General features: G+C 70.3%; 14 protein-coding genes. 6 read left to right on the forward strand and 8 right to left on the reverse strand.

Features of this window, described 5'->3' with window-relative positions; all coding sequences use genetic code 11:
* Positions 1 to 216: 216 nt before the first annotated feature.
* Positions 217 to 1,278 (forward strand): DUF916 domain-containing protein, encoded by a 1,062-nt coding sequence (locus NQ160_RS04250; protein ID WP_257514001.1) that lies wholly within the window; start codon positions 217 to 219, stop codon positions 1,276 to 1,278.
* Between the two features lie 70 nt (positions 1,279 to 1,348).
* On the opposite strand, the gene NQ160_RS04255 is transcribed toward NQ160_RS04250, so the two are convergent.
* Positions 1,349 to 3,427: an endo-1,4-beta-xylanase gene (locus NQ160_RS04255; protein ID WP_257514002.1), complete on the reverse strand. Its 2,079-nt coding sequence runs from the start codon at positions 3,425 to 3,427 to the stop codon at positions 1,349 to 1,351.
* A gap of 271 nt (positions 3,428 to 3,698) precedes the next feature.
* Here NQ160_RS04255 and NQ160_RS04260 point away from each other — a divergent pair, with 271 nt between their 5' ends.
* Positions 3,699 to 4,868, forward strand: a complete 1,170-nt coding sequence (locus NQ160_RS04260; protein WP_257514003.1) for an ROK family transcriptional regulator — start codon at positions 3,699 to 3,701, stop codon at positions 4,866 to 4,868.
* Here the strand turns inward: NQ160_RS04260 and NQ160_RS04265 are convergent, their stop codons facing one another.
* A complete protein-coding gene (locus tag NQ160_RS04265; RefSeq protein WP_257514004.1) occupies positions 4,869 to 5,585 on the reverse strand; it encodes an NRDE family protein in 717 nt (238 codons plus the stop codon). It abuts the gene before it with no gap.
* Between the two features lie 53 nt (positions 5,586 to 5,638).
* Here NQ160_RS04265 and coaBC point away from each other — a divergent pair, with 53 nt between their 5' ends.
* Complete coding sequence (coaBC, locus tag NQ160_RS04270) at positions 5,639 to 6,871, forward strand: bifunctional phosphopantothenoylcysteine decarboxylase/phosphopantothenate--cysteine ligase CoaBC (RefSeq protein ID WP_257514005.1); 1,233 nt, start codon at positions 5,639 to 5,641, stop codon at positions 6,869 to 6,871.
* Here coaBC and NQ160_RS04275 read toward each other — a convergent pair.
* Positions 6,868 to 7,005 carry a hypothetical protein gene (locus NQ160_RS04275; protein ID WP_257514006.1) on the reverse strand — a complete coding sequence of 46 codons (138 nt, stop codon included), beginning with the start codon at positions 7,003 to 7,005 and terminating at the stop codon, positions 6,868 to 6,870. The genes coaBC and NQ160_RS04275 overlap by 4 nt on opposite strands.
* 114 nt (positions 7,006 to 7,119) lie before the next feature.
* Here NQ160_RS04275 and NQ160_RS04280 point away from each other — a divergent pair, with 114 nt between their 5' ends.
* Positions 7,120 to 7,452 carry a DUF7882 family protein gene (locus tag NQ160_RS04280; RefSeq protein ID WP_257514007.1) on the forward strand — a complete coding sequence of 111 codons (333 nt, stop codon included), beginning with the start codon at positions 7,120 to 7,122 and terminating at the stop codon, positions 7,450 to 7,452.
* A gap of 16 nt (positions 7,453 to 7,468) precedes the next feature.
* Here the strand turns inward: NQ160_RS04280 and NQ160_RS04285 are convergent, their stop codons facing one another.
* The 4 genes from NQ160_RS04285 to NQ160_RS04300 form a co-directional block, all read right to left on the reverse strand.
* A complete protein-coding gene (locus NQ160_RS04285; RefSeq protein ID WP_257514008.1) occupies positions 7,469 to 7,786 on the reverse strand; it encodes a DUF7882 family protein in 318 nt (105 codons plus the stop codon).
* Between the two features lie 4 nt (positions 7,787 to 7,790).
* Entirely contained in the window at positions 7,791 to 8,120 is a 330-nt protein-coding gene (locus NQ160_RS04290) for a DUF7882 family protein (protein WP_257514009.1), read from the reverse strand.
* Between the two features lie 101 nt (positions 8,121 to 8,221).
* Positions 8,222 to 8,461, reverse strand: coding sequence for a hypothetical protein (locus tag NQ160_RS04295; protein WP_257514010.1), 240 nt, complete (start codon positions 8,459 to 8,461; stop codon positions 8,222 to 8,224).
* 85 nt (positions 8,462 to 8,546) lie between these two features.
* Positions 8,547 to 9,056 (reverse strand): MarR family winged helix-turn-helix transcriptional regulator, encoded by a 510-nt coding sequence (locus NQ160_RS04300; RefSeq protein ID WP_257514011.1) that lies wholly within the window; start codon positions 9,054 to 9,056, stop codon positions 8,547 to 8,549.
* Between the two features lie 87 nt (positions 9,057 to 9,143).
* On the opposite strand from NQ160_RS04300, the gene NQ160_RS04305 reads away from it, so the two are divergent.
* Positions 9,144 to 11,621 carry an MMPL family transporter gene (locus tag NQ160_RS04305; RefSeq protein ID WP_257514012.1) on the forward strand — a complete coding sequence of 826 codons (2,478 nt, stop codon included), beginning with the start codon at positions 9,144 to 9,146 and terminating at the stop codon, positions 11,619 to 11,621.
* Positions 11,622 to 11,682: 61 nt separating this feature from the next.
* The gene (locus tag NQ160_RS04310; protein WP_257514013.1) at positions 11,683 to 13,155 is read left to right on the forward strand and encodes an alanine/glycine:cation symporter family protein; all 1,473 of its coding nucleotides are present in this window, start codon (positions 11,683 to 11,685) and stop codon (positions 13,153 to 13,155) included.
* 1 nt (position 13,156) lies between these two features.
* Here the strand turns inward: NQ160_RS04310 and NQ160_RS04315 are convergent.
* Positions 13,157 to 13,497: DUF899 domain-containing protein (locus NQ160_RS04315; protein WP_257514014.1), on the reverse strand; the 341-nt coding region annotated here is incomplete at its 5' end.

Genomic DNA, 13,497 nt, shown 5'->3' on the forward strand with positions numbered 1-13,497 from the left:
CGATCGTCCAGAGGCCGAACGAGAACTTGTCGTCGCGGGTGGGGGTGGGCATGACGCTCCTTCGTTGGTGGCGCTAAATGTTGCTGACGACAACGTATACCGGAACGGAGGCCGCGTCCAGCCCATCCGCCTCCCGCCGGGGTCCGGTACGTTGACCGTGCCGATGGCCCGTCCTAGGGTCACGTTTACACTGCGCACTCCGACCGAAGGGCACCCGTGAACAAGACCGTTTCGCTCCTCGCTGCGACGGTTGTGGTGGCTCTCGCCCTCGCTCCCACCGCGGCTGCCGCCGAGAGCACCGAGGGCGCGACAACCTGGTCGATCGAGCCAGCCGATGCGAACGGCCCGAACTCGCGGGTTTCACTGCGGCACACCATCGACCCCGGATCGAGCGCCCAGGACTTCGTCACGGTCACCAACTTCAGCGCGCAGCCGGCGTCGTTCGGCGTCTATGCGAGCGACGGGATCATCTCGGACAGCGGCGACTTCGACCTGCTGCCCCCCGAGGAGACGCCCGTCGACGGCGGGTCGTGGATCAGCGTCGCGGCCGTCGAGGGCTCCACCCCGCGCCCCGGAGGCGGACAGGTCGTCGCCCTGGATGCCGGGGCAGCCGTGACCATCCCCGTCACGATCAGCGTGCCTGCGGATGCCTCCCCGGGCGACCACCCCGCGGGCGTGGTCGCCGAGTTCGTGCAGGCCGACGGGGACGCCGTGCAGATGGCCAGCAGGGTCGGCGTCCGGGTGCATCTCCGCGTCGCGGGCGACGTCGTCGCCGCGATCACCCCCGCCGGGGTGACGGCCACGTGGCAGCCCTCGTGGAATCCGTTCGCCCCGGGCACCGTGCAGGTCGGATACACGCTGGCCAACGACGGCAACGTCAGACTCGGCGCCACGACGGTCGTCGGCGTGGAAGGAGCATTCGGGCTCGGTGCGACCAGCGCGACCCAGGAGATCCGAGAGGTCCTTCCGGGCCGGAGCGCACCGGCGAGCGTGGCATTGACCGGCTGGCCGCTCGTGTTCGGCTGGGGCGAGATCACCGTGACGCCCGTGGTCGTGGGCGAGGACGACATCGCCGCTCCCACCCAGACGGCATCCACGACGTTCACCGTCTGGACGATCCCCTGGGCACAGCTCGCCCTCCTCGCCCTGCTCGTGCTCGCGTTCTTCGTGATCCGCAGTCAGCGGCGCCGGTCCCGTGAGCGGATGCAGGCACGCATCGATGCCGCCGTGGCCGATGCCGTGGCATCCGCGCCCGCCCCCGAGGCCGCACGGCCGTAAGCCGCAACGCACGCAGAAGGGGGGTGGATGCCGTCGGGCCGGCGTCCACCCCCCTTTGCGTGTCCCGGTGTCAGTCCACCGGGAACAGCGACACCGTGAGGGTGCCGCGGTAGGTGCCCGGAGGCGTGCCGATGGGCACGTCGAGCACCAGGCCGGCGCTCAGCTCGGTCGACCCGTACCTGCCGTCGTCCGTGGCTGCGGCCAGACGCTGTGCGGTGGCCAGACCAGGCCCATCGCTCAGCGCCGTTGCGACCCACGCTCCGGCAGAGACGCCGGGGCGCGGGGTGAGCACCTTGGGCGTCCAGCCGAGGTAGTCGGCGGTCAGCGTGCGCTCACCGGCGACGAGCGAGGTGGACTGGCCCGAGGTGGACCACCCGCCGCCGCCCGCCTGCTCGTCGTTGCGGGAGTCGGTGACGGTGATCGTGGGCAGCGTGCCGGTGAATCGCAGCCGGTCGCCGGCGTTGCGGCCGCCCTCGAGCGTCACCGCGTCGCCGTGGTCTGCGACGGTCATGGCCAGGGTGCCGGGCTCGGTGGCCTCGGGCACGGTGGCCTCGACCACGATCCCGTCGCCGTCTGCCGCGTCGCGGTCGTACCAGCCCTGGGGGTCGGACACCGCCCACATGGCCAGCTTCTCGGACCAGTCGCCGTTCAGCAGCAGCGGGTTGTGGGTGGCACGCCAGCTGCGCTGGTCGTTCAGGCCCCAGAACGTGACCCGGTCGATATCGTCGGCGTACTTCGTGTACACGGAGAAGTACTCCGCGAACCGCTGCGCCTGGATCTCCTCGAGCTCGGCGCGGTGCGAGATCTTGTCGACCCAGTAGGTGAACTCGCCGCGCGAGATGCGCTCGCGCACCTCAGGGTCGTTCAGGTCCCGGTAGTTCGCCGCGTCCGATGTCTCGGGCTCGGCGTTCCACGCCTCCCAGACGAAGAGGTCCAGCTCGCTGATGGCGACCTTCAGGCCGGCATCGATGGCCTGCTGGATCGTCGCCTCTACCGACGCGGCGTTCGAGCACGCGCCCGCCTGCCAGCCTTCGGCATCCTCGTCGATCAGACCCCCGAGCTCGGTGCGGTCACCGCACGCGAAGGCCGACGTCTGGCTGATGTAGTTGTGCGACTGCATGCCGAGGGTCTCGATGAGCGGCCGAGGGTCCTCAGGGTGATCGACGGCATACCGGGCGTTGAGCTCCTTGGCCATCGTGATCGCCGCTCGGCCCTTGCCTGCCGACTGGAACATGTTGAAGTCGTTGTACTGCAGGTTGACCTCGGGACCGTACTGGCGCGCGAACACGAACGCGTCGTAGATGAAGTCGCCGGGGGTCTCCCCCGCTGCGGCGTCCGCCCCCTCCGCGTAGACCTGGTACCAGTTCGACTGCCCGCCGTTCGGGCCGCCGCGCAGGAAGTCCTGCCAGTTCTGGGTCGCCGGGTCGAACGAGTCCAGCCCGTCGACGAAGGCCTCGTTGACGACGTCCCAGGTGGGAACGCGACCGCTGAAGTGCGTGAGCACCTCCTCGATGTACTCCCGCATGTTCTCGCGGGCCAGCTCACGGGTGCCGCCCGTGGTGCCGGAGTTCAGCTTGGGCGGCGACTGTCCGTGCCACACCAGCACGTGGCCGTGAACCGTGGATCCGCGGGCGATGGTGTCGTCCACGAACTGGTCGGCCTGGCCCCAGTTGAACGTGAAGTCACCGGTGGTGTCGTCGATGTTGGCATTGGGCAGCAGCGACTCGGGCTTCATGGCGTTCTCCGCCGTGATCACCTCGAAGTCGCGCTCCATCCGCTCCGACGCCGGCGAGCCCGCCTCGTACGTCTGCGGTCCCGACCAGATGTTGCCCATCTGGAAGAGCCCGTCGTAAACCTCCTTCAGGGGTCTCGCCTGTGGCCGGAACGACGTGTCGATGACGACGTCGGATGCCGGCATGGTGAACGTGTCCAGGCGGGCCCGGAGCCAGTCGAGCTGCTCGGACGTCCAGCCGCCCCAGACGTTGCCGTCTGCGGGCGTGGCGTCCAGCTGCACGGTCTCGCCCGCAGCGTACGTCCCGGCGCCGGTGGTCTCACCGCCGCCGGTCACGCGGATCTCCACGTCATACGTCTCGGCGGCCTGCGCCGGCGAGACGAGCCCGGTCATGGCCAGCGCCAGCGCCGCCGCCACGGCGACGCCTCCCGCTGGGCGACCTATGCCGCGCCTTTCGGTTCCGGCGCGAGCGCGGCGGAATGGTGAATGTTGCATCGTGCGACCTCTTCCTTGAGTCCCGATGTGCGGGGTCACCCCCGCGAGGTCGTCCGACCGTAACGAGGGCGCGGCAACCCGTCAAACGTTTTCGACAACGTTTCCCTCCCCGTTGACGCACCCCTGTGGCGGGCGTAGTCTCTCGGGCTCCGCCCTCCCGGTGCGCGCCGCCGCCGTCACCTAGGGTGGTGCCGTGACCGACTCCCACATACCCGGCGACGGCGTGCGGCAGCGCAACCTGTCCCGCCTGCTGCGCCTGGTGCATCAGGGGGGGCCGCTCTCCCGCGCGACCCTCACCGAGACGACGGGACTCAACCGCTCCACCATCGCGGACCTGGTCTCCGAACTCGCCCGCCGCGCGCTCGTCGTCGAGCAGGCACCCGCCGCCGTCGGACGGGTGGGCCGCCCTTCACCGGTCGTCGCGGCATCCCCCGACGTCGTGGCGATCGCTGCGAACCCCGAGGTCGACGCGCTCGAGATCGCCGCCATCGGGCTGGACCGCACTGTGCGCCTGCGAGACCGCATCGAGCTGGACCACCTCGCAACCCCGGATGAGATCGCCGGCCTGCTCGCCGCGCGCATCACACAGTGGCGCGGCGATGCACTGGCATCGGCCCGGATCGTCGCCGTGGGGCTCGCCGTTCCGGGCCTCGTGCGCGCCATCGACGGTCTCGTCCGCACCGCGCCTCACCTGGGTTGGACCGACGCCCCGGTGCGCGACCTCGTCGCCCGGGCCACGGGGTTACCCACCACCGTCGGCAACGACGCCTCGCTGGGCGTCATCGCCGAGCACCTCTTCGGAGCCGGCCGAGGGGTGGATGACCTCGTCTACCTCAACGGCGGCGCGAGCGGCATCGGCGGTGGCCTGATCGTGCAGGGGATGGCCGTGGGCGGCGCGGGCGGCTACGCCGGGGAGTTCGGGCAGAACCGCCCCGGCATCGCCAACGTCACCGACCGTCGGGCGGGTGCGGGCGTGCTCGAAGACGAGGTCAGCCGCGCGCGCCTGCTGGCCGTGGCCGGCCTGGCGTCGGCCGACGAGCCGACGCTCGCCGCGGTCCTGCACACCAGCACGTCACCGTCGGTGACCGAGGAGGTGGCGCGGCAGCGCCGCATCCTGTCCACAGCCCTGGCGAACGCCGTCAACGTGCTGAACCCCTCGGTGGTGGTGCTGGGCGGCTTCCTCGCGACCCTGGCCGGACCCGACCTCGACGGGCTGCTGCAGGCGGTGCGAGCCCAGGCGATGCCGGCGTGCGCGGAGGATCTGGAGATCCGCCCTGCCCTGCTGGCCGAGGACCGGCTGCTCGTCGGCGCGGCAGAGGCGGCGTTCGACGCGCTGCTGCGCGACCCCACGACGCTCGCCTGATCAGGCGGCGCCGATCGCGTCGCGCTGCCACACCCCCGGGCGGTCGAGGGCGCCGTAGTGCACCTCCACGCCGTCCGGTCCGACGCACGCCGTGCACAGCAGCAGCGACAGCGTCTGGTACCCGAACGGGCGGTTGTCGCGGATGATGGCGCGGTCATCCTGCGGCGACAGCGCTGCGGCCTCGTCGAGCACCGCAAGCCACTCATCGAACGCGCCCGCCGGCGGCCCCGCCGCGCGGAAGCGATCGAGCCACGCGTCGATGCGGGCCGTGCGCCGGTCGTCGACGTCGTCGTGGGCGATCATGTGGATGCCGGGCTCGAGCCGCTGCTCCCGCCGGGCCAGGCCGTCCCACGAGACGACGCTCACGCCCTCCGGGCCCACCTCGACGAGGTTGAACCCCCGTGTGGTCGGGACCGCTTCGGGTGAGCGTCCCGCGATCGATTCCAGCACCAGGGCGCCCCGGGTGGTCACCTCGTCGTCCGGCCGCGCGCTGAGGTCCTCGCGGTTGAGCACGACCGCGAGCCGCCGGCGCTGCGGATCGGCCGCGAGCCATGCACCGCCCGCGCGGCGATCCCTGACACCGATCGCCCCCGGGTGCTGCTGGACCCACCAGGGCCCGAGCCCGTCCCATTCCCTGTCGGGGTCCTCATCGCGCACGGCGATCAGCCGCACCGGTTGACGCGAGGACTCGGGCACCGCCACGATCACCGTGCACATCCGCGTGTCTCCCTTCGCCGTCCCACGCGCCGCGCACATGCGACAATCGAGCCGTGTTCGTCGTGGTCGGAGTGACCGGTGGCATCGCCGCCTACAAGTCCGTGCATCTGGTGCGTCTCCTGGTGCTTGACGGTCACGACGTCCACGTGGTCCCCACCGACGCCGCGCTGCGCTTCGTCGGCCGGCCCACATGGGAAGCCATCAGCCGCAACCCGGTGACGACCTCGCTGCACGACGACGTGGCCCAGGTGCGCCACGTCGCTCTCGGTCAGCGCGCCGACCTCATCATCATCGCACCCGCCACCGCCCACACCCTCGCGAAGATGGCGACCGGGCTCGCCGACGATCTGCTGGGCACCACGCTGCTGGCCACCCGGGCACCGGTCGTCGTTGCCCCGGCGATGCACACGGAGATGTGGGAGCACCCCGCGACGAAGCACAGCATGGCGGTGCTTCGGGAGCGCGGGGTGCATGTGATCGGCCCCGGGGCCGGCGCCCTGACGGGCACGGACTCCGGCCAGGGGCGCATGAGCGAGCCGGACGAGATCTTCGCGTCCGCCATGGCGATCGCCCGGGCGCGCACCGACCTCGCCGGGCTGCGGGTCGTCGTCAGCGCGGGCGGCACCCGCGAGCCGCTGGACCCGGTGCGCTTCCTCGGCAACCGTTCGAGCGGTCGGCAGGGTGTCGAGCTCGCACTGGCAGCCGTGGCGCGCGGGGCCGAGGTCATCCTGGTGACCGCCCACGTCGACGGCGACGCGCTGGCTCCGGCATCCGCCGACCGGCGCATCCGCATCCGCCCGGTCGGCACCGCACGCGAGCTGCAGCAGGCGATGCGCGACGAGGCAGCAGACGCCGATGTGCTCGTCATGGCGGCAGCCGTGGCCGACTACCGCCCGGCGCAGGTGTCGACCGCGAAGCTCACCAAGGAGCACGGGGACGGCACCCTCACGCTGCAACTCGTCGAGAACCCCGACGTCGTCGCCGGCCTGGCGGCCCACCGCCGCGAAGGGCAGACCGTGGTGGCGTTCGCCGCCGAGACCGGCGCCGACGCCGTCGAACGGCTGGAACGCGCCCGCGGCAAGCGGGAGCGCAAGGGCGTCGATCTGCTGGTGCTCAACGAAGTGGGCTGGGAGCGGGGGTTCGAGTCGACCCGGAACGCCGTGGTGATCGTCGGAGAGGGCGGCGCCGTCGTCGGAGAGGCCGCGGGGACGAAACGGCAGACCGCGGACGCGGTATGGGATGCGGTCGTCGCCCTGCGGGGACAGCTCGGCTCGTCGCCCGACTAGCGGCGCGGGAGGCGGCGTCGCACCCGCGGCAGCAGCTCGCCGTCGACCACGTCGAATTCGGGAAGCTCGGCGAAGAGCGCTGCTGCCTTCGCCTCGGTCTCGGCCGGACTCGGCTCTTCTGAGGGATAACGCACGGGGACACCTCCTCGGTTGTCCCCACCACCTTGCCTCGCGACCCGGCGACGCGGTGCGGTCTTGACAAACGGCGGCACGTGCGCTGACGCGCCCTTGTTGGGTATGGTGGCGCCGTGGGCACCATGTTCTATGGCGGCGAGATGACGGCGATCCCGATCGAGGACCGGGCGCTGGCGCACCTCAAGGTGGTCATTGCCACCAAGCTGCGCCGAGGCGAGAGCTTCACCGTCTCGTGGCGCCACGCCGATGACGACCCCCGCGGCCGCAGCACCATCTGGGTGCACCCGTCGATTCCGCTGCGCTTCGTCTTCGACGATCCGGAGCCGGCGGTCCTGAGCCGCGCGTGGGTGGAGGAGCTGGCCAACTCGGCGAACTCCTCTGGCGGCATCATGCTCGTGCCGGAACAGCTGGATCCGACGCCGGCAGGCAGCGGACCCGAGGCCTAGCTGCCGCGCTGGGACGTCAGCCCTCTTCGAGCACCGCGTCTTCGCGGGGCTCGGGCACCACGCTCAATCCGTTCGGCCCACTGGCCGCCTGCATGAGGGCCTCCACCCATACGCGGTTGATCCGCGGGGAGCGGCTGCCGTGGAAGAGGAACTGCAGGGGAACAGCGGGGTGGATCCAGAAGCTGCGGCGGTCGCTGCCGGTTCCTGCGTCGACGTCGAACATGAACGGCTCGCCGCGACGCAGCTTGTTCATGAACACGATCCGCAGGTGCGCGAGGGTGCGGTCTTCGACCTCCACCGAGTTGCTGACCGTGTCGTAGATGAATCGCCCCATGCGGTCAGCGTACCGGTCCGATCACCGGCTCCGGCACCGTGTCGGTCAGGTCCACGGACAGCCCGCCGGAAGAGTTCGCCGCCGTGGCGAGATCGCGGATGACGTCGGGGTTGAGCACCTCGGGCTCGTCGGAATCGAAGACGAAGCGCAGCGGAATCGAGGGCTGCAGCCAGATCGTGCTGCGACCCCCCAATTCATCCGGAGCGTGCTGCCACGACAGGGTGAAGCTCTCGCCGCGACGGAGCTTGGTCGCGATGACAACCTTGAGGTGAGCGAGGAGACGATCGGGAATCTCCACGCGTGCCGCGTTCATGCCGTAGTACAGATCACCCATGGTGTTCCTTATCCCCCCGCATTGCTAGCTCGCCAGATTACTAGATTGTCTAGCGAAATGCACGTGGAGAAAGTTAGCGGCGCGGCGAGGCGATCACAGGCTCAGGCGGGGGGCTCGCCGAGCATCTCCCGCGCCCCATCCTCCACCGCGGCGGGGATCACGAGGGGCCGGCCGGCGCAGAACGCGTCCCATTCCCTCACCAGGAGCGCCTCGATGCGCGCGCTGGTGATTCCCGGGAACTCGGCGGCGAGCCGCGATGCCGCGGCGGTGAAAGAGACCACCACGACGCCGTCGACCTGCAGCAGGGCGCCGTCGGCGGGAGCGGATCTCGCGTCGTTCACTCGCCCATGCTTTCACGTCGCCCGCGAGCAGGCGAATGTCAATTCGACGGGTAACTCCGCGGCCGAGTAACTAGTCCAGATCCGCCTATTCGTGCGGCTCCACCTGGTCCACGGCGTCCTGCAGCCGCGTCAGGCACTCGATGACGGCGCGGCTCTCCTCGGGCGTCATGTCTCGGACGGCATCCATCATGCGCGCGTGCATGGTGCCGAGCGTCTCGCGCACCTCCTGGTCGGACTTCTCCGTGGCGATCACGTGGATGCTGCGGCGATCCGTGGGGTGGGGCCTGCGCACGATGTGACCGGACTTCTCGAGGCGGTCGATGATGGCCGTCGTCGAGGCGGTGGACACCGCCAGGTAACGCGCCAGCTCGGACGGGGAGACCCGGCGGTCCTCAGCCTCGGCCTTCAGCAGGTAACGCAGCACGAGCAGCTCGTTCTCGCCCATCGACATGGCCTCGCGGGTACGTCGGCGCATCGCCAGCTCGGCGGCTCGATAGACGCGGAACGCCTGCAGCACTTCCACGGCACGGCGCTGGCGATCGTCGTCACCGTCGCGGTACCAGTAGTGAGCCGTCGCAGCATCGGGGTTGGACACGTCGGAATCCTATTGCACCGGTTCGCGCATAGATTGGATACCGGCCCGCTGCCACACCTCCTCTCCTTCTGTCGAAAGGGTCCCTCCGTGGCCGAACTCCTTTTCCGCCTGGGCCGATTCAGCGCACGGCGCGCCTGGACCGTCATCGTGGGCTGGCTGATCGTGCTCGGCCTGGCCGGCGGCGCCTTCCTCACCTTCGGCGGCTCGCTCGCGTCGAGCTTCGGCATTCCCGGGACCGAGACGGAGCGCGTCAACGACCAGCTCTCCGACACGTTTCCGGACCTGACCGGCGCGAGTGCGACGGCGGTGTTCACCGCAGACGACGGCGCGGAACTGACCGACGAGCAGCAGCGCGCGGTGTCGGCGCTCCTTCAGGATGTCGCCGACGTCGACGGCGTCGCCGCCGTCACCGATCCCTTCGAGGTCGAGGCGCAGCGCGCGGCGCAGACCGCGCAGCTCGAGACCGGTCGCGAGCAGCTGCAGGCAGGCCTCGCCGAGCTCGACGCCGCCCAAGCCCAGCTGACGGCTGGTCAGCAGCAGCTGGATGCCGCCATCGCGCAGGCCCAGGCGGCGGGCTTCTACGACATGGCCGCCGCGCAGTTCGACCAGCAGCAGGCACAGCTGGACGCCGCTGCCGCGGAGATCGAAGCGGGGCGCGCCCAGATCGCCGAGCAGACGCAGCAGCTCGACGAGGGCGCCGCCCTCATGGGCCTCGCCGACGAGATCCGGGTCGTGTCGCCCGACGGCGCTACCGCGCTCGCGGCGATCCAGTTCGACGAGACGATGTTCGACCTGCCGGAGTCGACCAAGGGGGAGATCGCCGACATGCTCGACGCCGCCGACATCCCCGGCGTCGAGGTGGACTACTCCGCCACGATCGCCGCCACGACCGAAGGCCTCATCGGCGTGGGCGAGATCGTGGGCGTGGCCATCGCCGGCCTCGTGCTGCTGATCATGATGCGGGCACTGCTGCCTGCCGTCACGCCGCTCATCAGCTCGGTCGTGGGCGTCGGCGTCGGCGTCGCCGGCTCCCTCGCCTTCTCCGACGTCGTCGAGATGGCCTCGGTCACCCCGATCCTCGGCGTCATGCTCGGGCTCGCCGTGGGCATCGACTATTCGCTCTTCATCATGAACCGCCATCGTCGGCAGATGCTGGCCGGCATGTCGGTGCCCGAGTCGGTGGGGCTGGCCAACGGCACCGCGGGCAACGCCGTGGTGTTCGCCGGGTCCACCGTGATCGTGGCGCTGGCGGCGCTGCTGGTCACCGGCATCCCCTTCCTCGGTGTCATGGGCATCGTCGGTGCGGTCTGCGTGCTCATCGCGGTGCTCGTGTCGATCAGCCTGACCCCGGCGATCCTGGGGCTCATCGGCATGCGGGTGCTCACGCGCAAGGCGCGCGCGACCGTCGGGCACCCCGACCACACCAGCCCGGAGATCAGGCCCATGCGCACCTCTCGCGCGGTCGGCGCGGCGGCGCTCGCCGTCATCGTGCTGCTCATCGTGGCGATTCCGGCACTGTCGATGCGGCTCGGGCTGCCCGACGGTTCGAGCGAGGCCACGGACACCCCGCAGTACCGCGCCTACACGACGGTGGCGGAGGAGTTCGGCGCGGGACAGAACGGTCCCCTCCTCGTCGTGGCCGAGACCCCGCAGACGGTCGACGAGGCCGACCAGGTCGCGGCGCAGGTGCAGCTGGGGACGCTCCTCGCCGACCGCGATGACGTCGTCGCCGTGGCGCCGGTGGCCGTCTCGGACGACGGGCGCGTATTCGCGTTCCAGGTCATCCCCGCCGAGGGTCCCAACAGCGAGAGCACCGAAGCGCTCGTGCACGAGCTGCGCGACGCATCGCCACTCGAGGGCGGCATCACTCTCGGCGTCGCAGGCCAGGCTTCGGGCAACATCGACGTGTCGCAGAAGCTGGCCGATGCGTTGCCGGTCTACCTCGCCGTGGTCGTAGGGCTGTCGCTGCTCATCATGATCCTCGTCTTCCGCTCGCTGCTGGTGCCGATCATCGCCACGGCGGGCTACGTCTTGTCGCTGTTCGCGGCGCTGGGCGCCGTGACCGCGATCTACCAGTGGGGGTGGCTTGCGGACGTGTTCGGCGTGCACGACCCGGGACCGGTGCTGAGCTTCGCGCCGATCATCATCATGGGCGTGCTGTTCGGGCTCGCCATGGACTACCAGCTGTTCCTGGTGTCAGGCATGCGCGAGGCCTACGTCCACGGTCTGCCGGCACGCGCCGCCGTCGTGGCCGGGGTGCGCGGAGGCCGTGCGGTGGTCACCGCCGCGGCCATCATCATGATCTCCGTGTTCGGCGGCTTCGTCTTCAGCCACCTCGGCATGGTGCGCCCGCTGGGCTTCGGCCTCGCGATCGGCGTGCTGTTCGACGCCTTCATCGTGCGCATGATGCTCGTCCCCGCGCTCATGCATCTGTGCGGGAACGCCGCCTGGTGGCTGCCGAAGTGGCTCGACCGCGTCATGCCCGACGTCGACGTGGAGGGCTCGGCGCTCGAGCGCGAGCACCCGGTGCACGGCGTCGCGGCCCCCGAGGCGGCGCGCGCGTAGCGTCTCGCACGGCGCGGCGCCACTGGTCGAAACCTCGCGCAACCCGAACGATACTGTCGGGATGGATGCCGTGAACGATGCCGTCCTCGCCGCCGGAGACACCCTGTGGACGTGGGCGGTGCTTCCCATCCTCGCGGTGCTCGGCATCTACTTCACCGTCCGCTCTGGCGTCGTGCAGTTCCGCCTCATCCCGGAGATGTTCCGCACCCTCGGGGATCGCACGCCCCGCTCCGAAGACGGCACCCCGCAGTCGGTGTCGGCGTTCCAGGCGTTCACGCTCTCCGCGGCATCCCGTGTGGGTGTCGGCAACATCGCCGGCGTCGGCACCGCCATCGCCATCGGCGGCCCCGGTGCGGTGTTCTGGATGTGGACGATGGCGTTCATCGGGGGCGCCTCGAGCTTCGTCGAATCCACCCTCGGCCAGCTGTTCAAGGTGCGCGATGCCGACGGCTTCCGCGGCGGCCCCGCCTACTACATGCAGTACGGGCTGAAGGCGCGCTGGATGGGGATCGTCTTCGCCGTGATCCTCATCGTGTGCTTCCCGTTCGCCTTCAGCTCGCTGCAGGCCAACACCATCAGCGCCACCGTCTCGTCGAGCTTCGGCGGTGACGTCTCGTGGGTGCCGTGGGTCGTCGGCGCGGTCCTGGCGGCCCTCACCGGCCTCGTCGTGTTCGGAGGACTCCGCCGCATCGCGCACGTGACCCAGGCGGTGGTGCCCGCGATGGCGCTGGCCTACCTGCTGCTCGGCCTGGTGATCGTCGCCCTCAACATCGAGCGCCTCCCCGAGGCGTTCCTGTCGATCTACACCCAGGCCTTCGGTTTCAACGAGGTGGTCGGCGCCACGCTCGGCGTCATCATCATGAACGGCGTCAAGCGCGGCATGTTCTCCAACGAGGCCGGCCTCGGATCGGTGCCCAACGCGAGCGCGACCGCAGCCGTCACCCACCCCGTCAAGCAGGGGCTGGTGCAGACCCTGGGCGTCTACTTCGACACACTGCTGGTGTGCTCGATCACGGCGTTCATCATCCTCGTCTCGACGCCCGACCTCGCCGGCGCCGGCCGCGGCATCGGGTTGACCCAGAACGCCATCGTGGGAACGCTGGGACCCTGGTCGAACATCCTTCTCAGCATCATCATCTTCCTGCTGGCGTTCAGCTCGATCCTCGGCAACTACTACTACGGCGAGTCGAACATCGAGTTCATCTCGCCGAAGCGTCGCTTCCTGCAGACGTACCGCGTGGCGGTCGTGCTGGTGGTCTTCCTCGGGTCCATCGCCTCGGCCGATCTGATCTGGAACACCGCCGACGGCATCATGGGCATCATGGCGCTGGTGAACCTGGTGGCGATCGCCCTGCTGTCGGGGCTCGTCTTCCGGCTGCTCCGCGACTTCACACAGCAGCGCAAAGAGGGCCGGGACCCGGTCTTCACGCGCGACCGGCTCCCCGGCGTCACGGGCATCTCATGCTGGGAAGACGAGCGCACCGTCACCGGCGTGGTCCCCGTGATCACGGGCGACGAGCACCGGCGCGGCTGAGTCAGGCCGGGCCGTACAGGCGGGCGATGTCGGGTGAATCGAGCCACCCGGAGTAGGCCGGCACCTGCGGCCACCCCTCCGGCGAATCCTGCCACTCCTCCTGGCGCCCCCACGGCAGGATGTCGACCAGCGGGAAGAAGTGGCTGAGCTGCTCGGTTCCCCGGCCGTCGGTGTGCCAGGTGCGGTAGACGGTGTCGCCGTCGCGCAGGAACACGTTCACTGCGAAGCCGCCGCCCGGCGGCGCGCCGACGTCGGCGCCGAAGTCGCTTTCCGCCGTGGAGTACCAGTCCATGCGGTTGCCGACCTTGTCGCGATAGGCCAGCGCCTCGCCGATCTCCCCCT

This window comes from Microbacterium sp. zg.Y909 (assembly GCF_024626565.1).